Below are 23,977 nucleotides of genomic sequence, written 5' to 3'. Positions count from 1 at the left end.
GACTTGTCAATATTTGTCTAATTTAATAAAAGGAAACAAAAGGAAAGTAAAAAGATATAAACAGTTATTAACAGGTAATGAGGAAGTTGAGGATTTGAGGAAATCCATTTAATCATTTCCTTAAATCCTCGAAATCCTTAACTATGTCTTTGCAGGATTTGAGTAGTTATTGTGTGCTTCTCTGTGTATTAATCCTGCATCAACAAATTTGGTAATATAACCTTCTGCGGTTTTATGTGGTATGCTCTGTTTTGTGGCTAAATCTAAATACTCTTGTCTGCTAAACTGCTTTGGTAAACTTTCTAAAAAGCGTTCTTTTCTATTTGAACGTTTTGTTGTTTTTTGCTCAATTGGTAAATCATTAAATACTTTACTACTGTGTTTTACTAAAATTGAAATTATGGTTAGTGCGTTTTCAAAATCCATATCCTCACATTCTTTAGTTGCATTTACATCACCATCTTCCATAATTCGGAATGCTGTGAATAGCATCATTATCCTAAACGCAATTAAGCCTAATCGCCTTATTGTTGCGATGTACTCTTCAGGTTGTAGGTTGATGTATTTGGTCTGTAAGGATTCAAAAAAGGTATTGAATTGCTGTTGTTGAGTTGTGGTTAATCGTATTTCAATCTCTGGATTGTTTTTTAGCGTTTTGTACAATTCTAAAAACTCACTACCTAATTGGTTATAGTAATCATCTAAACCTACTTTATTGCTATTTTGAAACACGTTTTTCCAAGTTGGTTTTATATTCATATAGTAAAACATAAAACGACTAAACAAACCATTTTCGGCATTGGGTATTAAGGTTGCCACTTGTTTAGGTGTGCCTGATAATACTGTTGACAAACACGGTTTCTCAATATCTACATATTCTCTATCTGTTCTGCGATAATAGCTTATAGTTTCGTGATGAAAGGCTTTACGAAAACCATCGGAATAATTACCATAATCGCTTTTAAAGGCTTGTGCTAACGTATCGCCTTCGGTTTCAAAAATTAACCCTCTGCCTTTATTATCAGAAATTAATTGATATACGCCTGTTACACTATTGTTAGCAGGAATAAACAGCATTCTTTCTGGTGGTTTACTTGGTTTTTCCAAGTTTTCATCTTTACCCTTGTTCATATTGTAAGTAGCAGTTTCTGCTTGAAATTGCTGTTTTAATACTTTGGCTTGTTCCCGTTTTAACTTGTGAACAGGTTCTACCAAATTTTTAATTTGGTTAAGTCTTCCTTTACCTGCAGATGCAGGTGCTGTAACAAATAGATATAAATTACAAAACACTTTACGTTGGTCATAGATTCCGAAGAGTTTAGGAAAACAAGCACTAAACGCTGTTAATGCACCTAATAACAAAATGTCCTTTTCTTCCTGTCCATTAGCAGGGTTTACAACTTGTTGTAAAAACTGTGGCAAATTTTCATATACCGTTTCTGGTATTGTTGGCATTGCTTGGTTGGGTGTATCAACAATAGTTGCAACGTTTGTTGCAACTTCGTTGTTGTTTTGTTGTTTGGTCGGTTTGATACCTGATTGATGTGCGTAATGGTAAAAGGTAGCAATTGTAATTCCGTGTCCTTTTGCGTTTAGGCATTTGTTGAATTGTGCGTCACACTCTTTGGCATCGTAACCTGCATAATTTTTACTTATACGGTGAAAATAATCCCTTCCTGTTTCTCCATACTCTTCTGCTAAAGCAAAGCCTAAATCTCTCCAAGTGGCATAGCCTCCTGTTATGTCTGTACCTGATTGCTCGATTGCTGAAATGTAGGATTCAATATCGTTATCAGCAACAGCAACAACTTGAGTTATTGTCTTGTTGCTTTTTGGTTTTATTGGCTCTTTAGGAACTTCTAACCAATCTTTTGGGTTAAATATTTTAGTCATAATGCTTGATGTCTTTTATGTAAAAAGGCTGTTGGGTCGTATGGTAAAAAACACGCTCTGGAAACGTCTTTACCTGACTGGTCAACCTCAATGTTATAATTGTGTTTAATGTAATTTGCTACTGCTGTGAAATATTCTGAATGTGATACTTCTGAAATATCTATTCTAATAATCCATTTTAAACCATCACCAGATGGTGATATGAATAGCATTTCGGTTTCAAAATATTCATCATTTAAGAGCTGTGTTCTTAACTCTTGTAGATTCTCTAAATGGTCAAAATCAATGGTTAATAAATTAGAATGCTTTAGCAAATTTTTATCGCCTCGTTTTTCAAATATTCCTGAAAGTGTTACGTAATCAAAGCGATTTGCTTTGAATTTACGTGCTTCTTTTACATTGGTAATTGCTCTTAATTCTTCAGTAATCCTTTTGTATTTATCACTTGTGATTAATGCAAATACTTGATGCAGTTGCAAGGTTTCCGAAGGAAATACATTGCGAACAGGTGCTTTGAAAAAGCTACAGTTGGCATACCAGGTATCGTCTGGTTCATTAAGCCATTCCAATTCGTCTTTTTCCTTGACTTCTAAATTTAGATGTAACTCTTTATTTATCTTCTGGAATAATTCTTCTTCATCGGTTATTCTAAAATGGTATTGTGCAAAATCGAATACATCACCTTTAAAGGCTTCTAATTCTGTATCTCTATGTGTTGCTATAATACCATCAATATGAATCCGTAAGGTTACTTTACCACCATTAAAAGGGTTTCGAGTTATCCCACAGTCCCTTCCTTTTACAGAAAGGACTGTTTGATTAGGATAATACTGTCTCAACACATAGGCATAGATTTTTAAACCATAATGTGTTTTGTCTAAAATTGCTTCTCTACTTATTTCCATCTTGCTTGAAATTATGGTTGTAGTAGTTATCTTGAAGCAATTGCTCTATGTCAGCAACTCTATAGTAAAATTTACCTTTTACTTTGCTGTAAGGTAAAGTGCCATTGGTTCTTAAAGTTTGCAACGTACGCTTACTAATATGTAAGGTCTGCAATACATCTTGATTGTCTATCCACGTATCTTTTAATACTTCTGCTCTCGATTGTCGCAACAATTCGATACGTGCTTTTAAGTCCTTAACATCTTGCGAGAGCGTTAAGAGTAAATCGATTATTTCTGTCATAACTTCACCGCTCCTTTCTTAATTAGGTAATCGGCAGCTTGCTGTTCGATTTCATCTCTTGAGTCCATACGGTTACGTAGTAACCAATGGTCTAACTCTTCTCGTTGGAAATAAATCTTTTTACCATTCGGTTTATAATGTGGAATGGTTCCCGTACTTGTAAGTTTATACAAGTGCGATTGGGATAATTCTAAATACTTGCAAGTTTCATTAAAGTTTAATACTTGCTTTTGCATTGTTTGTTGCTCTAACAAGAGTTTTTCAATGCGGTCTAACTTTTCGATGATATTTGTGTCCATCGTTTATTTTGTTTTAAATAAATGAGGACATCTGGCCAAATGTCATTCTTGGTTTTCAAGAACAGGACAAAGGTTCAAAATTGGCTTCTCGATTTTAGTAAGAGTGTAAAACAAGGGTAAGACAACAGTAAGGTTTCTTACTATTCTTACTGTTTTTTATTGCAGTTGTTGGATAATTTTATCTATTTCTTCCTTTTCTTTTGGGTTATGAACTTTGTTTTTGTGAAGATTATTAGCCTTTAATAGCGTACCTGTTTTGGTAACAAATTTTCCAGAACGTTCTATTGCCGTAGGATTGAAATAAATAAAAAATGGTTTAAGTTTTGTTACAAGGTAACTAAACTGTGTCGTCTCGCATTGAAGATAAATTTGCGATTCTGTATTTGTGAAATCTTTTGCTAATAAGAGTTCGTGCAACTGTTCTACAGTTGTACGGTTATCTAACAAATCTATTTTTAGATTTACCAGTTTGAGCACAGTTAGCAAAGTTGAAGTGTCATTACTTTTATATCCGAAAGAAGTCTTTGGTTTTGCTTTCGTTTTTGATGTTTTTTTGGTAGCAACTTTTTTAGTGGTGCTCTTTTCTATCACATTAACATCAAAAGTTTCATCATTAAAGTATTTTTCTGCAATTTCTGAAATAGAAAATGTTGTGTTTTCTGAAAACTGACCGTATTGCTCTTGTAGTTCAGCATACAATCTTATAGCAGACACTTTTAAGTAGTTTATGATATAATTATCATCATTATTTAAATCTGCTGTTATTCCTCTCTTATTGATATAAGTTGCAATGTCATTTAAGTACTTATCAAATTTATTAAGTAGAATAGTATAGCTATATTTATTTTCCGGTGTAGTTGCATTTACGGGAAATTCTTTTGAAAATGATGCTACTGTATTTTCTGTTTCAATAAAGATTAGCTTTTGGTAGTATTCTTTTTTCGCATTTAAAGGCTTTTTAAAGTTTACTTTAAAAACTGCATTATTGGCTTTTGGATTCAATTTAAAATCAGACAGTAGGTATTTAAAATCCTTTTTTTGTCTATTATCTCTATGTAAGCCATTGGTTATAGAAACCAAACTTGAAAATACACTTCCTTTCATTATAAATCCAGTTGAATACGGTTAGCAGCTTCTTTCTTTTTATCGTCAATTACTTTAGCATATATCTGTGTAGTGCGTAATTCTTTATGACCTAATAATTTTGATACTGTATATATGTCTGTACCCAATGTTAATTGTAAGGTAGCGTAGGTATGGCGCGCGCAATGGAAGGTTATATTTTTAGTAATACCTGCTTTCATCATCCATTGTTGTAGCTTTAAGTTAGACCAGGCACTATAATGTAAGCCATCAAACACTTTATCATCTGGATTACCTTTTTCTCCTAATAGATTTCTTGCTTGGTCTGATATTGGTAAGGTTTCTACACCTTTAGTTTTCTTTTGTCTAAATCTGATATAATATCCCATTTCTTTAGAGTGCTGGATTTCTGACCATATTAGTTTTTCAATATCTGACCAACGTAATCCGGTTAAAGCTGAAAAAATAAAAGCATTTTTTAAAATAGGTAGTTCACATTCTGTATTAACTGCCTTTTGTAATTCATCAAGCGTTAAAAATTCTCGTTGAGGTTCGCCTTGTTTAAAGTATTCAACACCATTTGCAGGATTTACTTTTAATATACCATCCTTTACAGCCTGTTTTAATGCTGCTGAAAATTTCCCGAAATATGAATATTTTGAATTTTGAGACAATTGCTTACCTGCTCTACCTATTGCATCTTTATCTAAATACTCTTTGAAACGCTCAACAAATGATTTGTCTATATCTTGAAAACTAACATCAGTTGGACAAAACTTTTTTAAATGTTTTAGCATACTATTCCAATTACCATAATTGCCAGAGCTTGTATTTTTCTTTTCTGCTAAAGCTGTGATGTAAGTAATAAAACTGCCTTTTAGCTTTTCAATATCTTGAAAGCCATAAATACCGTTTTGAATTTCAATCTGTCGTTGTGCACAAATAGTTTCTGCAAGTTGCTTCGTTTTCCTGTTTACCTCTCTTTCCGTTTTGGTTTTAGGATTTGGTGTAAGGTATAAGCGTAAGTATTCGGTTTTACGTTTACCTTTATGATAGTAATCTAAATACAGGCTTATTTTGTCGTTTTTCTTGCGTTGTCTTAATGTTACTTTCATAATGGAATTAATTAAAGAGGTTTTCTATTTGCCATCTGGCCACAATACGCTTTCTACCAAAAGGAACTGCTTTTAAACGTCCTTGTTGAATCATTCTTTGAATGGTCCATCTACTCACACCAATAAGTTGTGAGGCTTCTGTAACGCTTAAAAAATCCTTGTTATTTACAGCATTAGGATTGTGAACTTCAACAACTTGTTTTTGCTGTTGCATATCTTCAGTAAGAGTAGCTTGGATTTTTTCTTTACGCTTACGTGCCTTATATGCTCTTTTTGCACAAGTATCGCCACAGTATTTAGTAACTGTTGTACGTGCTGTGAAGGCATTACCGCAATGCTTACAAGTTTTAGGAATGAATAAATTACTGCTCATAAATGGTGCTTTATGTAGCGTAATGGTGCAACGTGGTGCGTTATGGTGCATCATTTCGCCTTTATTTTCGCCAACAGATTTGGGCAACAAATCCGTATTTAAGGCAACAGATATACAACAAATTTAATCAAAAAAGAGTAAATAAGCAACAAATAAAAGAAGATAAAACACTATAAAGTCAACAATAAAAAGGGATTAACAAATAAAATAAAGTAAGTTACTTCCCAATACAGAAGTTAGCAAATATATTTCCTAGAAGATCATCTGATGATATTTCTCCTGTGATTTCTCCAAAATGATACAGTGACTGACGGATATCTATGGCTAGCAAGTCTCCAGACAAACCTGTATTTAAGCCACTTTTAACTTTTGATACTTCTTTTAAAGCTTTTAACAATGAGTCATAATGCCTAGTATTGGTTACTATGGTTTCATCATTACGTAAGGCTCCCGTATTTACAAAATTAGTTAAGGTAATTTTTAAATCCTCTACCCCTTTCTTGGTCTTAGCAGAAATAAGTTTAATATCTTTAATACTATTCTTGAGTTCTTCTAACTCTTTACCAGAAATAGCATCAATCTTATTAGCAATAACCACTAAAGGCTTTTGTGGGTATTTGTTTTTTATTTTTTCAATCTCAATACTAATGTTTTCAACAGAAGCTTTTTGAGAAAAAATGGATACGGCATCAAACAAATAAACAACTACCTGTGCTTGTTCAATTTTCTCAAAAGTTCTCTTAATCCCTATACTTTCCACCACATCATTAGTATCACGAATACCTGCTGTATCAATAAAACGAAACCCAATTCCGCCAATAGAAATTTCGTCTTCAATAGTGTCTCTAGTGGTTCCAGCAATATCAGAAACTATGGCGCGCTCCTCGTTTAATAGTGCATTAAGTAATGTAGATTTACCTACATTGGGCTCACCAACAATGGCCACTGGAATACCATTTTTTATAACATTTCCAACTGCAAAGGAATCAATCAATCGCTTTAAAACGTGTATGATTCTATCTATTAGCTCCTTGAATTGTGTTCTGTCTGCAAATTCTACATCTTCCTCAGCAAAATCTAATTCTAATTCAATTAAGGATGCAAAATTTAATAGTTCTTCACGTAGTTTGGCTATTTCTGAAGAAAAACCACCACGCATCTGCTGCATGGCAATTTGATGTGATGCTTGATTATCACTAGCTATTAAATCGGCCACAGCTTCTGCTTGGCTTAAATCTAATTTTCCGTTTAAAAAAGCACGTAATGTAAACTCACCAGCACTAGCCATTCGGCATCCACTTCTCAGAAATAATTGAATAATTTCCTGTTGGATATAATTAGAACCATGGCAAGAAATCTCTACTACATTTTCACCTGTATAAGAATTGGGATCTTTAAATACAGATACCAAAACCTCATCTAAAACTCTTTCTCCATCAACAATATGCCCTAAATGAATAGTATGCGTAGGTTGCTCTGACAAGGTTTTACCCGATACCGACTTAAACTGATTTTCTGCAATGGTAATAGCATCTTTGCCCGACAAACGAATAACTGCAATGGCACCTGCCCCCGAAGGTGTTGCTAAGGCTACTATGGTATCTTGAATAATCATAAAATAAAAGTAACAAAAAGCACTCAGTTTTTACTTAACCAGATAAATACCATCTGGTTTTAACTCTATTTGACGTTGTTTATATAAGGTTCCCACTGCTTTTTTAAAGCTTTTTTTACTCATTTGTAGTTGTTCCTTAATAGCTTCAGGATCTGATTTATCGGTTAGATTAATATAACCGCTATTGTCTTCTAGTTCTTCAAGGATACGTTTTGCATTAGGTTCTATATTTCTATAACCAACCTGCCCTAAAACAATATCTAATTTGTTGCCTTTTCTAATTTTTTTAACAATCCCCTTAAACTTATCCCCTACATTAATATCGGTAAAAATTGTATCCTTAAAAATAAGTCCTGAATGCTGCTTATTAACAATAACATTCCATCCAATTTCTGAAGGATGTGAAGCTATAATATCAACCTCATCAAATTCTTTTACAGTTAGTTCTTTATTGCTTAAAAACTGGTTAGTTTTACTTGATGCCACAAGTCTCTCTGTTTTTTCGTCTAGATAGCAATACACTAAATACCAACCGCCAGGTTTCATTTTAAAGGCCTGCTCCTTAAACGGACAAAATAATTCTTTGACCAAACCCCAATCTAAAAAAGCGCCATAATCAGTAACTTGACTACACCTTAGCAATGCAAATTCTCCTAGTTTTATATGAGGCTTATCGGTAGTAGCCACTGGGCGTTCTTCATTATCAAGATATACAAATACATCTATCTTGTCCCAAATTTTAAATGACTCCGGAACGTACCTATTGGGAAGTAATACTTCGTTATTTTCTTCATCTACTAAATAAATCCCGTGATCTGTTTCACGAAGTATTTCTAATGTGTTTATTTGCCCTAATTGCATCATGCGGCAAAGGTAATAATATAAAGCTACAAAATAACCTTTGCGTTAAGGATTGCAGCGGCATCCTTTTTAAACCTAGTAAACTAATTTTAATAAGTGCTTATTAGTTGTGAGATTGCAACAGTAAATTTGAAATTTAATTTGCTGTGACGTTTAAAAAGATATAGCGAAAAAGCCTGACCTTTAGTCCTGAACTTGTTTCAGGACAAAGGGAACGCCAATGAAACGAATGACATCATGAAATGAATTCAGGACATAAAAAAAGCGCCACAAAAATTGCAGCGCTTGAATATAGTGTTTGATAGATTTCTAGTAGGCAGATTCTTTACCAAAGTGTTTTGTTAATAGGTAATACACAACGGCACGGTATTTATTTCTGTTAGACTGACCGTATTGATTCATTACAGCAGCTATACCTCCATCTAAATCATCGCTTGCACTCAATCCTAATTTTTTAATTAAGAAATTATTCTTTACGGTTTCTAACTCTGACTCGTCTGAACCTGAAACTGTTGAAGCATCTGCATTGTAAATTGATGGCCCGCAACCTATGGTTACTTTGGTTAATAAATCCATGTCTGCATTAACACCACACTTTTCCTTTAAATCTGCGGCATATTTTGCAATTAGTTCGTCACGTTTACTCATGATAAAAATTGTTTAATTGTTAATAAAATACTTGAATTGATAACTTTTTGAAAGATACTATTTTTTAGACACAGTACCTGTAAGAAAGTCACATTTTTACTTGGTAATGATAAGTATTAGGGTTTGAATACGTTAAAAATAGACGCCATGAATGGCAGTTACATCAAAATTTAATTTTGAATCTAGACGATGAATTTAAAGTTTACTTTATAAACTTAAAATAGTTTAAAAGCACCTCATCATTTATGTTTTTAGGCGTAAATACCTCCAATAATTTTGGCTGGTTACTTTCAGAATAAAAGGTTTCTAACTTACTTTCTAACTCAATTTCGTTTGAAGCGGTTGCATATTCAAAACCGAACATCTTACATAAATGCTCTGCGGTTAAATGGTGATTAGTTTCAAAATAGGTATTAAAATTCTCAGTATTCTTATGCCCAGGCAATATCCTAAAAATGCCACCACCTTGATTGTTTATTACAATAATTCTGAAATCATTGGGAATATTATTGTTCCAAAGTGCATTACTGTCATACAAAAAACTTAAATCGCCAGAAATGAGAGTAGTTTGTTTATCTGTTGCTACAGCACAACCTATAGCGGTAGATGTGCTTCCATCAATACCACTGGTACCACGGTTACAATACACTTCTAAGGTGTTATTAATATTAAATAGTTGTGCATAACGCACCGTAGAACTATTACTTAATTGTAAAATTGAATGGTTTGGAATGGCCTTTAAAATACTATTAAATGCCTTTAAATCTGTAAATTCAATTTGGTCTATATACACAGTGTGTTTTTGTAGCCTTACTTGTTTTATAGCCTCCCAGTATAATCTATAATTACTTGAAAATGGCTGGGTTTGTGGCAGTAATTTTGATAAAAAATAATTTGGAGTTGTTTCAATAAACCTATTCAAACAGAAAAATGTATCATTGGCTTTTTGGGTGTCTATATGCCAATGTTGTTTGGGTTGATACGTTCTTAAAAAGGCTTTTATTTTTTTGGAAACTATGAGACCGCCAAAAGTTAATAGAATATCTGGTTGGAGGTTTTTAAACCCTTCATTATCTAAAGGCGCAATGATTTTATCTATACTCGGGAAAAATGCCTCATGATTTATATTTGAAGTTGTTTCTGTAAATACCAAAACACTGTCGTCTTTCGCTAAAATATCCAACCACTGTTGTTCTATGGTATTAGGATGCTTTACCCCTATCAAAATCATTTTTCGTTTTGATGTATTCCAATCATCGATACATTTGCTTAAAACAGATGCTTCTATTTCCAGTGGTTTTTCTTTAGCTGGAACTATTTCTGGTTGTACCGATAATGCTTCAACGCGTTCATACAAAGGCTCATCAAAAGGTACATTTAAATGTACCGGACCACTTTTCTGCAATGCAATATTAATGGCTTTATTAATTTCAGATTCGTTAAACTCTTGAATAGACTGCTTTAACCCTAACAAGGTTTCTACTTTATTTTCAAGGCTTTTAAAAATGGGTAACGCTTCGTGTGCTTCAGTTTCTGCTTCTTTTAAATCTAATTTTAAGTTAGCTGAGTATAAAATATGATTTTCAAAAACATTGGGCTGGTTTATGGTTTGTCCGTCACCTACACCAATTAAATGTTTAGGTCTATCTGCCGATATTATCACCAACGGAATATCACTATAATAGGCCTCGGCTACAGCTGGATAATAATTAAGCAAAGCACTTCCAGAGGTACAAACTAGAGCTGTTGGCTCTTGTAACTGTTGCGCTATTCCTAAAGCAAAAAATGCCGCACAACGTTCATCTACAATGCTATAACTTTTAAAAAAGTTGTCATGAGAAAAGCCAATAGTTAAAGGAGCATTACGGCTTCCTGGTGAGATAACAATATGTTTAATACCTTTAGCTTTACATAGTTGAATTACAGTTTGTGCTAACGGAATTTTAGGATATACCATACTTTAAAAATCTATTTGCAAAATTACAAAATACAAGGTAATTATTTTTCAAATTTCAACTTCAAAAATCCAAATTTGGTTACCCGTATTAAGTCTTTTCACTTTAAACTATAAAATGCTTTTAATGATAAGAGATTTATCTACCGTTTCTTTCCATTCTTTTTCCGCATCAGAACTTATGGTAACACCACCACCAACATAAATAATAGCCTGTAAGTTTTTAAGCTGCATACAGCGGAGGTTTACATAGAGCTGCGTACTTTTTCGATTTAAAGCATAGGCTCTATTTTCAATATTGCGTTTTCCAGAACGTGGTGCCACTGTGGTTCCCAAATTCAATTCACCTAAAAAACCGGTATAAAATTCGCGTTTGTAGTTTTCATGCTTTAAAATAAAGTCTTTAGCTGCTTGCTTTGGTACACCACAAACCGCAGGTGTAGGATGAATTGCTGAAATTACTTCTTTTAAATTAGAGCGCATTTTTAATTGTGCCGAAATCATAGTTTTTAAATGCAATAAATTCCCCGCTTTTACTGTATTAGTCCCAGAGATCGCAATACTTTCTACTAAAGGCTTTAAATTATCTACAACAAAATCTGTAACAAACTGTTGTTCTTGAATTTCTTTGTCTTGCCATACCACATCTAATGTATCTTTGTACACTTGAGTTCCAGCCAATGCCATGATAGAAAATCTGTTACCTTCAATCTTTACCAAGGTTTCAGGGGTTGCTCCCAACCACAAGCCTACTTTGGGGTGATACCAGCAATACACGAAAGCCGATGGATATTTATTTAGCAACTTTTGAAAAATGGTAATAGGGTTTGCTTCTTTTAGTAAAATATCTTCTTTTCTAGATAGCACCACTTTTTTAAAAACATCATTTTTAATGGCCTTAATGCCTTTTTGAACCAACTTGATGTGATGATTTTTAACTTCTTCACTAACCACAGATTCTTTAGAGTTGAAGCTTGTTTCAAAGACATTAAGACTACCTTCATTATAACATAAGGCTTTTATAACCTCTGAGTTTTTTAAAGGAATTAAAACAGTATCTACTTTATCATCAAAGGGAGAAAACACAAACCCTTGCTCTGTAAATTCTCTAGCAAAGCACAAATTATTAGTTTTTTGCAATAATACTTTAACCTCTTTTTTATGAGGTTTTCTATAAACTACAAATGGTAATTCTTGCTCGTATTGCGTTTCAATACGTTTAAAAAAGGCTTCCAAAATCATACTAGTTATTTGGTTCTTGGAAGTGAAATAGTGGTTAGTTTACACAACGATATTAAATTATTATCATCATCAGTTACTCTAATTTGAAATAATTGTGTGGTGCGCCCTTTATGAATAAACGTAGCTTTAGCATACACGTTACCCTCACGCACACTTTTAATATGGTTCGCAGAAATTTCAATGCCTCGCACAAAAAATTGTTTGGTATCTAAAAGTAATTCGGCAGCAAAACTACCACAAGTTTCGGCTAAAGCTACGGTAGCTCCACCATGCAATACCCCATCTGGTTGATGTACTTTTGGAGTTACTGGCATTTTTAGTATCAAAAAATCATCTCCAAAGTCCATTATTTCAATGTGTAGTGTTTCTAACAAGGTATTTTTTGCTATGACTTTAAAGCGCTCTACCAGAACTTCTTTAGATAATTGCATAAGAAATAATTACTTTTAAATTTAGGTTTGTAAAAATACGAAATGCATCTATAATCTATAGTTTTAATGAAATACAAATATTAATCTAAAGGCTCTATCCATAAATTTCTAAACTGAATTTTAGAGCCTTCGGCTTGTAAACCAATACTACCTTTTGTTACCGTACAGTTAGTAGCTACATTTTGAAGCACACCGTTTACAAACAACTCAATGGTATCAGCATTACAAGTAATATCGTAACTATTCCATTCGCCAGCTGGTTTCTCACTTGACGCCTCGTATTTTGGAATAAGTGGTTTATGGTCTATGATAGATGTGTAGATACTATCGGCAATAGTGGCGCTTCTACCTACGCCATGAACTATGAAATCGCCTGCATTTTCATGTTTTAACTGCCCTTGATAATGACCAACCCAAATAAGATCCTCTCCCGTGGCATGCACAAAAACACCGCTATTGGTAGGTTTTTCGGGATAACGCCATTCAACATGTAATTTGTAATTTGCATATTCTTTAACCGTTCTTAAATAACCAATAGGCTTTCCAACAGTCTCAATCATGCCTTCATTTACATAAAAATAGTCATTGTGGTTAATGGTAGAATCTTTAACAAAAATGGTCCAACCATCCAGATTTTTACCATTAAACAGGTATTCTTTTTCAGGTGATTTACATGTGGTAAAACAAATCATAAAAATCACAAAGGAAAAATACGTTTTCATATGCATAAAGAAATTTAAAGCTTTAAAGCTAAGTTATTTCTTTATACAATAAAAGTGCGTTGAAAATTTCTTGATGTAACAACGTTTGGTCCTTACAAACAAATTATCTAAAACAATTATTTGATATTAACCCATGACTCTAGAAGAATCAACAAACCTTTTTAAATCAACAGCATTAATTTGTCCGTGAGATGCATGCGCAACCACAACTGCATTCTTGATAACTAAAAGTTGAGGCGACTCATGCCATACCTGAAATTTTTCAGCTATTTTATCAGAAACTTCCCTGTAATTCAACAAATCTAGGTAGTATAAATCAATAAATTCCTCGGTTAAATTATAAGAAGCCACAAACTGGTTGATGACCATTCTACTAACTCCACAACGCGTAGAATGCTTAAATATGACTTGAACTTTGCTTTTAGATTTTTTTTCTATGTCCTGTAATTGTGAAACGTTATTTAGCTCAATCCAGGGTAAAACCTTTTCTTCCTTTTTCTCTGTAGCACCTCCAAACAATTTTTTTAATAATCCCATAACTTTTCAAAGTGTTTTATTTTATCCTTAAGTCGAACTAATATTGCAAACTTACAAACTGACTAAAAGTCATAAAAAAAAAGGGGTTTAGCGACATTTTGTCTGTTAACGTGTATTGGTAAGATTATTGACTTATACACAGTGTAAAGAAACAAATTTAACGCTATGAACTTAAATAATTATACCATAAAATCACAAGAGGCTATACAACAAGCGCAACAGATAGCGCAAGGCTATAGTCATCAACAAATAGAAAATGAGCATATTTTCAAAGCCCTTTTTGAGGTTGATGAAAACGTGCTGCCTTTTATTTTAAAGAAACTCAATGTTAATGTACCTGTACTTCAACAAGCTTTAGATAAACAATTAGAAAGCTTTTCAAAAGTTAGTGGATCAGAATTAATGCTCTCCAGAGAAGCAGGTAAAAGCCTTAATGAAGCCTCTATCATTGCTAAAAAAATGAAAGATGACTTTGTATCCGTTGAACATTTAATTATTGCTGTTTTTAAATCGAAAAGCAAAATAGCACAAATGCTAAAAGACCAAGGTGTTACCGAAAAAGAACTAAATGCAGCTATTGAAGAACTACGTAAAGGTGACCGTGTAACTTCCCAAAGTCAGGAAGACACATATAACGCACTTGGTAAGTATGCTAAAAACCTAAATCAATTAGCCAAAGACGGTAAACTGGATCCTGTGATTGGTAGAGACGAAGAAATTAGACGTATTCTTCAGATTCTATCTCGTAGAACCAAAAACAACCCTATACTTGTAGGTGAACCAGGTACAGGAAAAACAGCCATTGCTGAAGGTTTAGCACATAGAATAATTGATGGCGACATTCCAGAAAATTTAAAAGACAAACAAATTTTTGCTCTGGATATGGGCGCCTTAATTGCAGGTGCCAAATACAAAGGTGAGTTTGAGGAGCGTTTAAAAGCTGTTATTAAAGAGGTTACTACAAGTGAAGGTGATATTGTATTATTCATTGACGAAATACACACCCTTGTGGGAGCTGGCGGTGGCCAAGGCGCTATGGATGCAGCCAATATTTTAAAACCTGCACTGGCACGTGGTGAATTGAGAGCTATTGGTGCAACTACGTTGGATGAGTATCAAAAATACTTTGAAAAAGATAAAGCTTTAGAGCGTCGTTTCCAAAAAGTAGTGGTTGATGAGCCTGATACCGAAAGTGCTATCTCAATACTTCGTGGGATTAAAGAGAAATACGAAACACATCATAAAGTTCGTATTAAAGATGAAGCTATTATTGGTGCCGTAGAATTATCTACTCGCTATATTACAAATCGGTTTTTACCAGATAAAGCCATTGATTTAATGGATGAGGCAGCCTCTAAACTCCGTATGGAAATCAACTCTAAACCGGAAGAATTAGATGTGCTAGATAGAAAGATAATGCAGTTGGAAATTGAAATTGAAGCCATTAAGCGCGAAAAAGATGAAGCTAAGTTAAAATCATTACGTTCTGATTTAGCAAACCTTAAAGAAGCTAGAAACGAAATAAACGCCAAATGGAAAAGTGAAAAAGAGGTGGTAGATAATATTCAAAACATTAAACAGGATATTGAAAATTATAAGTTAGAGGCTGAACGTGCAGAACGCGATGGAGATTACGGAAAAGTAGCAGAATTGCGATATGGTAAAATTAAAGAAGCGCAAGAGCAACTTGAAGTTTACCAAAAGCAATTGCAAGAACAGTCTGAAAACTCTTTGATTAAAGAAGAAGTAACCTATGATGATATAGCTGAAGTAGTGGCAAAATGGACCGGAATTCCTGTTACCAAAATGATTCAGAGTGAACGTGAAAAACTACTTAGGTTAGAAGACGAATTACACAAACGTGTTGTAGGACAAGAAGAAGCTATTGAAGCGGTGAGTGATGCGGTAAGACGCAGTAGAGCGGGATTGCAGAATCCACAAAAACCTATAGGAACTTTTCTATTCTTAGGAACAACGGGGGTTGGAAAAACGGAGCTTGCAAAAGCATTGGCAGAATATTTGTTTGATGACGAAAACGCCATGACACGTATTGATATGAGTGAATATCAAGAACGTCATGCGGTAAGTAGATTGGTTGGAGCTCCTCCAGGATATGTGGGTTATGATGAAGGTGGTCAATTAACGGAAGCCGTTAGAAGAAAGCCTTATTCTGTGGTACTATTAGATGAAATTGAGAAAGCGCATCCTGATACGTTTAACATTTTATTACAAGTGCTGGATGAAGGCCATTTAACTGATAATAAGGGTCGTGTAGCAAATTTTAAAAACACTATTATTATTATGACTTCAAATATGGGTAGTTCTATAATTCAAGAGCGTTTTGAAGCTACAAAGGATATTAATTCAGCCATTGAAGCTGCTAAAGTTGATGTGTTAGCATTATTAAAACAAAGTGTAAGACCAGAGTTTTTAAATAGAATAGATGATACTGTGATGTTTACACCTTTAACTAAGGAAAACATTTTTGATATTGTTGGTTTACAGCTTAAAAATGTTACCAAAATGTTAGCGCAACAAAATATCACGTTTGATGCAACAACTGAAGCAGTACAATATTTAGCAGAAAAAGGTTATAATCCTGAATATGGTGCAAGACCCGTAAAACGTATCATTCAAAAAGAAGTACTTAACGCTTTAAGTAAAGAAATACTTGCAGGTAAAGTAACTACAGATAGTATTATTTTACTAGATGCATTTGATGATAAACTTGTTTTTAGAAATCAAAGTGATCTAGTAGCTAAAGAACTTTAAAAATACTCTAGTATTGTTGTAACATTATTTAGTTTCAACAGTCTATTAGTTGGTTGGTTAGTTGAAAAGCAACGTGAATCTTTAGTTAGATAATCGTTGCTTTTTTTTCTAAATCGGTTAAAGAATTTCGTTTAATAGTTTAAACACCAAAAACATCGTTTAAAAACTTAAAACCTAGCTAAAATGCAATAATTTGAAAATAAAGGAGTTAAAAAATTTATGATTGTAGTTCATCGAAAATCTCTTTTTAATATGATTTTCAACTACAATTATTTATAACTTAGTCCAAGAAATGTGTGGCCCCTAACTATACATTTATTAATAATTAATAGCACCTATTTTATGATTTCCCTCCAATAAAATAGATTTTTAAACCTACTTAAGACAATGAACTTATTCAAAAATTTTGAACTTACCCAGTTACATCCCAGCACTACAGAACGAGACATTATTGATTTATGCCAAGAAGCAAGAGCTATAGAAGCTCATTCGGTATGTATCAATAGCAGTTATGTTGCTTTAGCAAAACAACTTCTTGAAGGCAGTAATGTAAAAATAGTATCTACTGTTGGCTTTCCATTTGGGACCACAGATACCTTATCTAAAATCCACGAAGCCAAAAAAGCTATTGAAAATGGAGCCAACGAAATTGATATGGTTATCAATTTAGGACTTTTTAAAAGCAAAAACTATGTATCTGTTTTGAAAGATGTCATCGATGTTAAGTTAGCCATAGGAAGTATACCTTTAAAAGTAATTATTGAGATTTCAGAATTAAATAAAAACGAAGTCATAAAAGCTTGCCAAATCTGCTTAGATGCCAAAGTAGATTATATAAAAACTTCAACTGGTTTTTCAAAAGGTGGCGCTACCTTAACTGTTGTAAAAATCCTAAAAAAATCTGTTAAAAACCGTATTAAAATATGTGCCTTTGACGGAATAAATGATGAAGAAAGTGCCTCTAAGTATATGGATATTGGTGTGGACAGAATTGGCATAACTTCTGCGTTCAAAGCCAATGAAGTAGCTGCTTAACAAAAACATGTTTATACAAGGCTATACATTATTATATAGCCTTTTTTGTTTCATTAAACTGATAATAGTCATTCTTAAGGATACTTAAAAGTCGTTATTTTGCATACATACAATTGTATTTGATTTAAACTAAAATAATCTTAACTTTAACGTAGTTTTGAACACCTTAAGCAGATATATAGACCACACTTTTTTAAAGGCAACTGCCACAAAAGATGATATTATTAAGCTTTGTAACGAAGCCAAACAGTATCATTTTTTTTCGGTTTGTGTAAATAGCGGTTATGTAAATTTGGCAAAAGAACAACTTAAAGGAACTGACATAAAAGTATGCAGTGTTGTTGGTTTCCCTTTAGGCGCCATGTCTACTAAAGCAAAAGTTTCTGAGGCCAAATCTGCTTTGAAAGACGGCGCTGACGAAATTGATATGGTTATCAATATAGGGCTCTTAAAAAGTAAAGATTTTGATGCTGTTTGGAAAGATATAGAATCTGTAAAGTCCATCATGCCAAACAATGTCTTAAAAGTGATTTTAGAAACTTGCTATCTTGAGGAGATTGAAATTATTAAAGCTAGTGAATTAGCTATTCAAAGTGGAGCAGATTTTGTTAAAACCTCAACAGGATTTGGAACTGGAGGTGCTACAAAAGAAGATGTAAAAATTATGGTAAGTGTTTGCAAAAAATGCATTAAAATAAAAGCCTCTGGTGGTATAAAAGATACTAAAACAGCTATAGAATATATTAATTTGGGCGTAGACAGAATAGGTACTTCATCTGGAATTGATATTGTTGAAGGAACCACTTCTTCTAAATCTAATTACTAAAATTTTATGAGTGTACATATTGAAGCCAAACAAGGCGAGATTGCAGAAACTATTTTACTTCCGGGAGATCCACTCCGCGCTAAATGGATTGCAGAAACATTTCTTGAAAACCCTGTTTGTTTTAATAAAGTTAGAGGTATGTTAGGTTATACGGGGACTTATAAACGGAAGGCAGTATCGGTTATGGGAACTGGTATGGGTGTGCCATCTATTTCTATTTATGTTCATGAGTTAATCAATGAATATGGCGTAAAAAACCTTATCCGGGTTGGTAGTGCAGGTTCCTATCAAGAACATGTTAAAATACGTGATGTGGTTTTGGCAATGGCTGCATCCTCTAATTCTGGCTTAAATGAACTTAGATTTGGTGGAGCAGATTATGCTCCAACTGCAAATTTTGATCTTTTTCAAAAAGCGGTAGAGGCAGCCAAAACTAAAAACATCACCATTAAAGCTGGAAACATATTCACTTCGGATGAGTTTTATGCCGATGACTTTGAATCCTACAAAAAATGGTCAAAATTTGGTGTGCTCTGTGTTGAAATGGAAACTGCGGGGTTATATACTATTGCATCAAAACACAATGTAAATGCTTTAAGTATTCTAACTATTTCTGATTCTTTAGTAACTGGTGAAAGGCTTTCAAGCAAAGATAGAGAAACAACCTTTAAAGACATGATAAACATAGCTTTGGAGCTGGCCTAGTTTTTACAAATTAGTTTAAAACCAATGTGTTGTCCGGTAAACTTTTGTGCCATTACATTTATTGAAAACTCTTTTAACTGTAACACCCTAGGATACCCCCCTGTAGTTTGGCAATCTCGCATTAAAACAATAAGTCTTCCTGATGGTGTTAGCTGAACTGTTCCAGGTAATACAAGTGATGTAATTATGGGCTCTAAATTATTCTCAATAGTTTCATTTAGCTGATAAGCCATTCTATTATTGTCTTTGGAAATAGTAAAATCTTGATTCAAAAGACAATCCTTTTGATACTCTGTAAGGTTATCAAACTCTGGCCCCTTAAATACTTCAATAGTTTTTAAATTTAGATATTCATCGTTCACCTTAATAGAAGCGTATTGGTTTTCTGTAGTTAGGTTTTCTGATTCTATTTTTAAAACATCGTTCTTTTCAATTTTAAATTTACTGGTTAATCCTTGGTACATGCTGTAACTTTGCATTATTCTTTCTGTTTTAAAACCACCTGAAACAGCTAAGTATGTTCTTACTCCCTTTTTTAGTTGACCAAACGACAGCACATCACCTTTGTCTACAGAAATAGCTTTGTTATTTGAAACAAAAGTATTGTTTAGTTTAGGGGTTATATCAGCCCCAGAAATACAAATAGAAGTATTGCAATCAAACTTTAGCTTAGGCCCAACCATAGTAATTTCAAGAACTGGTAAATTTTTAGAATTGCCAATAATAGCATTGGCAAATGAAGCTGCTTTTTTATCCATAATTCCAGATATGGGCACTCCATATTCTTGAAATTTAAATCTACCAAAATCTTGAATAGATGAATAAATGCCAGGACTTAAAACTTTAATCATGTATCACCTCACTTTCTATTTGGTAAACACCTGCCTCAACTAGGGCTTTAATATGTGTATGCTCCTTTTTTGATATGGAGTAAAATTGAATTTGGTCTCCCGAAGTGGCAAAACATGGTACTTCCTTTTTAATATTGAAAAAGTCAATTGGAGAATTACCAATAATATTCCATCCTCCTGGACTTTGACTAGGATACACCCCTGTTTGTTCCCCTCCTATGGCAACAGCTCCCTTTTCAATTTTTAAACGAGGTGTGGCTCTCCTTGGTGTATGAAGCACTTTATTTAGACCTCCTAAATACAAAAACCCTGGCAGGAAACCAATAAAGTATATAGTATAGTTAGTGCTGAAATGAAGTTTAATTATGTCTGCTGTAGATAAATTTTTAGCATTGGCTAGTTCCTCAATATCAAACCCAAAAAAGACATCATAACATACTGGTATCTTCCACAAATTGAAAGTTGAGGTTTTAACACTTTTACGTGAATTATAAACTTCTTTTAAGTCATTTACACAATGTTCAAAATCGAATTTAATTGAATCATAAACAATTAACAATGAGTTATATGCATTTACTACATTAACTAATTCTTTAATGTGTTTTTTTTGAATAGTTTCTTTTAATGCTAATACATCATATAAAATATTCTTATCTATTATCTGTGGCCATTCTATTAAAATAGAACACTCTCCAAAAGACTTAAACACTAAGTTGTAATCCATTAAATTATCTTATACTAATACCGTTTGTTTTAAGTTTTTTATTCAAATTTTCAACCATTTTAATGGCATTAGAGTTATCACCATGAATACAAATAGTTTGTGCTAGAATAGGAAATTCATTACCTAAAACCGTTTTTACTTTTTTGTTCTTTACTATACGTAAAACATGTTGAACCATGTCATTTTCATCAGTAATCATGGCATTATTTTCTTGCCTTGAAACTAGGTTCAAATCTTCATTATAGTTTCTATCTGCAAAAGCTTCATAAATAATTTCAATTTTGTTCTCTTTGGCCAATTTTGCAATAACCGACTTGTAAGGTACATATAACTTTACAGGTATATGCATGCTTTTAACTACTTCAAGAATTACGTTAGCAACTTTTTCACTCTTAGCAGCTAAATTATAAAGTGCCCCATGGGGTTTAATATGATGTAATGTTGCATTTTCTTGTTTTAGCACATTTAGGAGGTTTGTTACTTGATGTTTCAATGAGGTAAATAATGCTGCACAGGAAATATCCATTTTCACACGCCCAAAGTTTTCTTTGTCTGGAAATGAAGGATGTGCTCCAATTTTAACTTTATGTTTTTTGGCTAATTTCACTACTTCATGCATGGTGCTAATATCTCCTGCATGCCCACCACAGGCTATGTTACAAGACGATATAAAGGGCATTAATTCTGATTCATTGCCCATACCCTCTCCCACATCGGCATTAATATCTATCACAAAAAAATTCATTAAAAAATATTTAAACCAAACACTTTATGGAGTGCCGAAATTGATAACAAAATGGTTATACACAAGATAAGAATTCCTAGAATATTTTGCTTAATGTTATTTTTATAAGTTCCTAAAACAGATGATTTATTCATAATCCAAATCAAAACTATCACTATAATTGGCAACAAAATACCATTAGCCACTTGAGCAAATTTAATGATATCAATTGGTTTAAAATTCAGTGACGATAATAGTACCCCCAACACCAAAATGAACATCCAAATAGCTTTAAATTTTTTCGATTTTAAATCCGACTTAAACCCTAAACAACCACAACTTACATAAGCTGCTGCTAAAGGTGCTGTAATAGCACTCGTTATGCCTGCTGCAAAAAGACCAACAGCTAAGAAATACTGTGCAAAACTTCCAAATAAGGGCTTTAATCCTTTAGCCAAGTCAGATGCGTTTGAAATATTCATACTTTGAATAGAAGCTGCTGAAATAATAATGCACATTGACACCAACCCACCTAATACAACAGATATGTAAGCATCCTTTCTAGCTAAGCTTAAGTCTCTTTTATACTTCCATTTTTCTTTTACCAGTGAAGCATGTAAAAACAAATTATAAGGCACCACAGTTGTACCAATTAAACCAATAATGATGAGTAAACTATCCTCAGGAAATACTGGAATAAAAACTCCTTTTAAAATATTAGCTATATTAGGTTTGGTTAAAATAGCAGTAATTAAAAAGGCTAAACTCATAAGAAGAACCAAAGCCATTAATGCTCGTTCAATGGTTTTGTAATTACCAACATATAAAAGAGAAAATGCTATTAGGCCAGTCAAAATACAAAGAGTGTTTATAGAAAATCCAAATAATTCTAAATTATGCTTACCAACTAAGGTTTCTAAACCTAAAACACCCCCAGATATATTTCCAGCCTCATAGGCTGCATTTCCTATAACTATAGCAGATATAATTAAAATAACCGTTAAAGATTTTAATACAGGGTTATAGATTTCCGTTCTAATAATCTCAGACAACCCTTTTTGGGTAATAATTCCTAATCTTGCTGCCATTTCCTGTAAAACAACAGTAGCGATAATAGAAAGTCCCATAGCCCATAACAATGCAAATCCAAAATTGATACCTGCAATAGTACACAAAGTAACAGTTCCTGGACCAATAAAAGCTGCAGCTACCAAGGGGCCAGGACCAATATTATTAAAGATGTCTTTAATCATTAGAAACCGTATTCAATGCGTAAATAGCAAAACTACCTAACCAATGACTACCCATATAGTCATCATTAAAAATATTTGGTAACGAATAATTAATATGTTGATTTGCAATGTTTTTTAAGTGACTATACTCTTGGAAACTGTCAGCAATAGTATTTAAATTCCATGCTCTTGAAAAATTCACACCATCTAAATGCACTAATTGTCCATCGGTTCTATCTGAAACCAAACCTGGTTCTAAAGTGTAGTTTTTATTTCCTAATTGAGGTAGAAAAGTATCTAACCAAATCTTGAAGTCTTCAATGGGTAATAAACGCTTCATTAAGGCAGCTTCCTCTAAGCATGGTGATAAAAAATCACTACCACTAGGCTCCCAAGACATGGGACAGTTTTTATCATTTTTAAAGAAAAATAAAGCTCTGTCTTTAATAGCGCTTTTTAGAGTTTCATGACCAACCGTTTCTGCATAGTCATATGCAAAAGACAAACCAAAAGCTGTATTAGTGTGGGTTCCTACCCTCAGGGAATAATTAAGTTTTGGCAAATACTCAATATACTTGTCGCAAATTAAATCTGTTAATGGCTGAAGGTTAGTTTCTAAAATTTTTGCAATATCGTTATCCCAAGTATGCAATTCCTCGGCCAATTTTAATAACCAAGCCCAACCATAAGTACGTTCATAAGATTTATTATGTTCTCCATAAAAATAAGCTACTTCAGCTTCAATGTTTTCTTTAGAAATATTGTTCAATAAACACTTTTTAATGTCTTCTGCTTTATCTAGGTTGGGGAACTGCTTTAATAAACTTACTAGACTCCAATGTGCGTGTACAGATGAATGCCAATCAAAACACCCATAAAATGCAGGATGCAATTCTGTGGGCGATTTTAAATCTTCATCGCCACCTAAAGTTTGAGACAACCTATTGGGATATTCAACATTCAAACAATGTAGAGGTAACTCTGTTAATGTATTAGCCTGAGCTAAGTCTAGTCTTGGAATTTCATCAATGGTTGTTTTACCTAGAGAATCTAAAGTTTCCTTCTCCTCTTTTTTTGTGTTAGTACATGAGAAAATGAAAAATAACAAAAGGAAAAATACTAACGGTTTTTTCATAATTTACTTTTT

Annotated in this window: 24 protein-coding genes; 4 read left to right on the top strand and 20 right to left on the bottom strand. The window is 33.2% G+C overall.

Going from position 1 to position 23,977, the window contains the following annotated elements; genetic code table 11:
* Positions 1-141 precede the first annotated feature (141 nt).
* The 15 genes from E1J38_RS07885 to ytxJ all read right to left on the bottom strand — a co-directional run bounded on the left by E1J38_RS07885 (position 142) and on the right by ytxJ (position 13,961).
* The gene (locus tag E1J38_RS07885; protein WP_133355498.1) at positions 142-1,893 is read right to left on the bottom strand and encodes a DUF3987 domain-containing protein; all 1,752 of its coding nucleotides are present in this window, start codon (positions 1,891-1,893) and stop codon (positions 142-144) included.
* Positions 1,890-2,798: a BT4734/BF3469 family protein gene (locus E1J38_RS07880; RefSeq protein ID WP_133355497.1), complete on the bottom strand. Its 909-nt coding sequence runs from the start codon at positions 2,796-2,798 to the stop codon at positions 1,890-1,892. Before E1J38_RS07880 ends, E1J38_RS07885 begins: the two co-directional genes overlap by 4 nt.
* Entirely contained in the window at positions 2,785-3,081 is a 297-nt protein-coding gene (locus E1J38_RS07875) for a helix-turn-helix domain-containing protein (protein WP_133355496.1), read from the bottom strand. Before E1J38_RS07875 ends, E1J38_RS07880 begins: the two co-directional genes overlap by 14 nt.
* Positions 3,078-3,380: a helix-turn-helix domain-containing protein gene (locus tag E1J38_RS07870; RefSeq protein ID WP_027879783.1), complete on the bottom strand. Its 303-nt coding sequence runs from the start codon at positions 3,378-3,380 to the stop codon at positions 3,078-3,080. The genes E1J38_RS07875 and E1J38_RS07870 overlap by 4 nt, the downstream gene beginning before the upstream one ends.
* Positions 3,381-3,536: 156 nt before the next feature.
* Positions 3,537-4,484, bottom strand: a complete 948-nt coding sequence (locus tag E1J38_RS07865; RefSeq protein WP_105473072.1) for a DUF6617 family protein — start codon at positions 4,482-4,484, stop codon at positions 3,537-3,539.
* Positions 4,484-5,578 carry a site-specific integrase gene (locus E1J38_RS07860; RefSeq protein WP_105473073.1) on the bottom strand — a complete coding sequence of 365 codons (1,095 nt, stop codon included), beginning with the start codon at positions 5,576-5,578 and terminating at the stop codon, positions 4,484-4,486. Before E1J38_RS07860 ends, E1J38_RS07865 begins: the two co-directional genes overlap by 1 nt.
* 7 nt (positions 5,579-5,585) lie before the next feature.
* Positions 5,586-6,038: a helix-turn-helix domain-containing protein gene (locus E1J38_RS07855; protein WP_255449828.1), complete on the bottom strand. Its 453-nt coding sequence runs from the start codon at positions 6,036-6,038 to the stop codon at positions 5,586-5,588.
* A gap of 130 nt (positions 6,039-6,168) precedes the next feature.
* Positions 6,169-7,566 carry a tRNA uridine-5-carboxymethylaminomethyl(34) synthesis GTPase MnmE gene (gene mnmE / locus E1J38_RS07850; RefSeq protein ID WP_133355495.1) on the bottom strand — a complete coding sequence of 466 codons (1,398 nt, stop codon included), beginning with the start codon at positions 7,564-7,566 and terminating at the stop codon, positions 6,169-6,171.
* Positions 7,567-7,596: 30 nt separating this feature from the next.
* Complete coding sequence (locus E1J38_RS07845; protein WP_133355494.1) at positions 7,597-8,430, bottom strand: CvfB family protein; 834 nt, start codon at positions 8,428-8,430, stop codon at positions 7,597-7,599.
* A 306-nt stretch (positions 8,431-8,736) separates the two neighbouring features.
* Positions 8,737-9,075 (bottom strand): DUF2853 family protein, encoded by a 339-nt coding sequence (locus tag E1J38_RS07840; RefSeq protein WP_133355493.1) that lies wholly within the window; start codon positions 9,073-9,075, stop codon positions 8,737-8,739.
* Between the two features lie 202 nt (positions 9,076-9,277).
* Positions 9,278-11,032 carry a 2-succinyl-5-enolpyruvyl-6-hydroxy-3-cyclohexene-1-carboxylic-acid synthase gene (gene menD / locus E1J38_RS07835; protein WP_133355492.1) on the bottom strand — a complete coding sequence of 585 codons (1,755 nt, stop codon included), beginning with the start codon at positions 11,030-11,032 and terminating at the stop codon, positions 9,278-9,280.
* Positions 11,033-11,140: 108 nt separating this feature from the next.
* Entirely contained in the window at positions 11,141-12,271 is a 1,131-nt protein-coding gene (locus E1J38_RS07830) for a chorismate-binding protein (RefSeq protein WP_133355491.1), read from the bottom strand.
* A gap of 5 nt (positions 12,272-12,276) precedes the next feature.
* The gene (locus tag E1J38_RS07825) at positions 12,277-12,702 is read right to left on the bottom strand and encodes a PaaI family thioesterase (protein WP_133355490.1); all 426 of its coding nucleotides are present in this window, start codon (positions 12,700-12,702) and stop codon (positions 12,277-12,279) included.
* Between the two features lie 80 nt (positions 12,703-12,782).
* The gene (locus E1J38_RS07820) at positions 12,783-13,424 is read right to left on the bottom strand and encodes a 3-keto-disaccharide hydrolase (RefSeq protein ID WP_186525836.1); all 642 of its coding nucleotides are present in this window, start codon (positions 13,422-13,424) and stop codon (positions 12,783-12,785) included.
* A gap of 126 nt (positions 13,425-13,550) precedes the next feature.
* On the bottom strand, positions 13,551-13,961 hold the full coding sequence (ytxJ, locus tag E1J38_RS07815; protein ID WP_133355488.1) for a bacillithiol system redox-active protein YtxJ: 411 nt from the start codon (positions 13,959-13,961) through the stop codon (positions 13,551-13,553).
* A gap of 165 nt (positions 13,962-14,126) precedes the next feature.
* Between ytxJ and clpB the strand changes: the two genes are divergently transcribed.
* The 4 genes from clpB (at position 14,127) to deoD (ending at position 19,299) form a co-directional block, all read left to right on the top strand.
* A complete protein-coding gene (gene clpB, locus E1J38_RS07810; RefSeq protein WP_133355487.1) occupies positions 14,127-16,733 on the top strand; it encodes an ATP-dependent chaperone ClpB in 2,607 nt (868 codons plus the stop codon).
* A gap of 387 nt (positions 16,734-17,120) precedes the next feature.
* Entirely contained in the window at positions 17,121-17,768 is a 648-nt protein-coding gene (deoC, locus tag E1J38_RS07805) for a deoxyribose-phosphate aldolase (protein ID WP_133355486.1), read from the top strand.
* A 157-nt stretch (positions 17,769-17,925) separates the two neighbouring features.
* Entirely contained in the window at positions 17,926-18,594 is a 669-nt protein-coding gene (gene deoC / locus E1J38_RS07800) for a deoxyribose-phosphate aldolase (RefSeq protein ID WP_133355485.1), read from the top strand.
* A gap of 6 nt (positions 18,595-18,600) precedes the next feature.
* Positions 18,601-19,299 (top strand): purine-nucleoside phosphorylase, encoded by a 699-nt coding sequence (deoD, locus tag E1J38_RS07795; RefSeq protein ID WP_133355484.1) that lies wholly within the window; start codon positions 18,601-18,603, stop codon positions 19,297-19,299.
* On the opposite strand, the gene E1J38_RS07790 is transcribed toward deoD, so the two are convergent.
* Genes E1J38_RS07790 through E1J38_RS07770 form a run of 5 tightly spaced genes read right to left on the bottom strand, consistent with a single transcriptional unit; the run spans position 19,296 to position 23,965 of the window.
* Entirely contained in the window at positions 19,296-20,150 is an 855-nt protein-coding gene (locus E1J38_RS07790) for a 5-oxoprolinase subunit C family protein (protein WP_133355483.1), read from the bottom strand. The genes deoD and E1J38_RS07790 overlap by 4 nt on opposite strands.
* Positions 20,143-20,874 carry a 5-oxoprolinase subunit PxpB gene (gene pxpB, locus E1J38_RS07785; protein ID WP_133355482.1) on the bottom strand — a complete coding sequence of 244 codons (732 nt, stop codon included), beginning with the start codon at positions 20,872-20,874 and terminating at the stop codon, positions 20,143-20,145. The genes E1J38_RS07790 and pxpB overlap by 8 nt, the downstream gene beginning before the upstream one ends.
* 4 nt (positions 20,875-20,878) lie before the next feature.
* Positions 20,879-21,619, bottom strand: coding sequence for a 5-oxoprolinase subunit PxpA (gene pxpA, locus E1J38_RS07780; RefSeq protein WP_133355481.1), 741 nt, complete (start codon positions 21,617-21,619; stop codon positions 20,879-20,881).
* A complete protein-coding gene (locus E1J38_RS07775) occupies positions 21,619-22,851 on the bottom strand; it encodes an Nramp family divalent metal transporter (protein WP_133355480.1) in 1,233 nt (410 codons plus the stop codon). Before E1J38_RS07775 ends, pxpA begins: the two co-directional genes overlap by 1 nt.
* Positions 22,844-23,965 carry a DUF2891 domain-containing protein gene (locus E1J38_RS07770; protein ID WP_133355479.1) on the bottom strand — a complete coding sequence of 374 codons (1,122 nt, stop codon included), beginning with the start codon at positions 23,963-23,965 and terminating at the stop codon, positions 22,844-22,846. The genes E1J38_RS07775 and E1J38_RS07770 overlap by 8 nt, the downstream gene beginning before the upstream one ends.
* Between the last annotated feature and the right edge of the window lie 12 nt (positions 23,966-23,977).

The sequence above is a fragment of the Seonamhaeicola sediminis genome, assembly GCF_004358095.2.
In the GTDB taxonomy this organism is placed as follows: Bacteria; Bacteroidota; Bacteroidia; order Flavobacteriales; family Flavobacteriaceae; genus Seonamhaeicola; species Seonamhaeicola sediminis.
This window is presented reverse-complemented; position numbering and strand designations above follow the sequence as displayed.

What these genes read in the sequence shown, in the direction of transcription:
- pxpB (WP_133355482.1), bottom strand. Translation starts at nt 20,874, where the DNA reads ATGGATTACAACTTAGTGTTTAAGTCTTTTGGAGAGTGTTCTATTTTA.
- E1J38_RS07865 (WP_105473072.1), bottom strand. Translation starts at nt 4,484, where the DNA reads ATGAAAGGAAGTGTATTTTCAAGTTTGGTTTCTATAACCAATGGCTTA.
- E1J38_RS07875 (WP_133355496.1), bottom strand. Translation starts at nt 3,081, where the DNA reads ATGACAGAAATAATCGATTTACTCTTAACGCTCTCGCAAGATGTTAAG.
- pxpA (WP_133355481.1), bottom strand. Translation starts at nt 21,619, where the DNA reads ATGAATTTTTTTGTGATAGATATTAATGCCGATGTGGGAGAGGGTATG.
- E1J38_RS07770 (WP_133355479.1), bottom strand. Translation starts at nt 23,965, where the DNA reads ATGAAAAAACCGTTAGTATTTTTCCTTTTGTTATTTTTCATTTTCTCA.
- E1J38_RS07840 (WP_133355493.1), bottom strand. Translation starts at nt 9,075, where the DNA reads ATGAGTAAACGTGACGAACTAATTGCAAAATATGCCGCAGATTTAAAG.
- deoD (WP_133355484.1), top strand. Translation starts at nt 18,601, where the DNA reads ATGAGTGTACATATTGAAGCCAAACAAGGCGAGATTGCAGAAACTATT.
- deoC (WP_133355486.1), top strand. Translation starts at nt 17,121, where the DNA reads ATGAACTTATTCAAAAATTTTGAACTTACCCAGTTACATCCCAGCACT.
- E1J38_RS07860 (WP_105473073.1), bottom strand. Translation starts at nt 5,578, where the DNA reads ATGAAAGTAACATTAAGACAACGCAAGAAAAACGACAAAATAAGCCTG.
- E1J38_RS07830 (WP_133355491.1), bottom strand. Translation starts at nt 12,271, where the DNA reads ATGATTTTGGAAGCCTTTTTTAAACGTATTGAAACGCAATACGAGCAA.
- E1J38_RS07775 (WP_133355480.1), bottom strand. Translation starts at nt 22,851, where the DNA reads ATGATTAAAGACATCTTTAATAATATTGGTCCTGGCCCCTTGGTAGCT.
- E1J38_RS07820 (WP_186525836.1), bottom strand. Translation starts at nt 13,424, where the DNA reads ATGAAAACGTATTTTTCCTTTGTGATTTTTATGATTTGTTTTACCACA.
- E1J38_RS07845 (WP_133355494.1), bottom strand. Translation starts at nt 8,430, where the DNA reads ATGATGCAATTAGGGCAAATAAACACATTAGAAATACTTCGTGAAACA.
- mnmE (WP_133355495.1), bottom strand. Translation starts at nt 7,566, where the DNA reads ATGATTATTCAAGATACCATAGTAGCCTTAGCAACACCTTCGGGGGCA.
- E1J38_RS07825 (WP_133355490.1), bottom strand. Translation starts at nt 12,702, where the DNA reads ATGCAATTATCTAAAGAAGTTCTGGTAGAGCGCTTTAAAGTCATAGCA.
- E1J38_RS07885 (WP_133355498.1), bottom strand. Translation starts at nt 1,893, where the DNA reads ATGACTAAAATATTTAACCCAAAAGATTGGTTAGAAGTTCCTAAAGAG.
- ytxJ (WP_133355488.1), bottom strand. Translation starts at nt 13,961, where the DNA reads ATGGGATTATTAAAAAAATTGTTTGGAGGTGCTACAGAGAAAAAGGAA.
- E1J38_RS07870 (WP_027879783.1), bottom strand. Translation starts at nt 3,380, where the DNA reads ATGGACACAAATATCATCGAAAAGTTAGACCGCATTGAAAAACTCTTG.
- E1J38_RS07880 (WP_133355497.1), bottom strand. Translation starts at nt 2,798, where the DNA reads ATGGAAATAAGTAGAGAAGCAATTTTAGACAAAACACATTATGGTTTA.
- menD (WP_133355492.1), bottom strand. Translation starts at nt 11,032, where the DNA reads ATGGTATATCCTAAAATTCCGTTAGCACAAACTGTAATTCAACTATGT.
- E1J38_RS07790 (WP_133355483.1), bottom strand. Translation starts at nt 20,150, where the DNA reads ATGATTAAAGTTTTAAGTCCTGGCATTTATTCATCTATTCAAGATTTT.
- clpB (WP_133355487.1), top strand. Translation starts at nt 14,127, where the DNA reads ATGAACTTAAATAATTATACCATAAAATCACAAGAGGCTATACAACAA.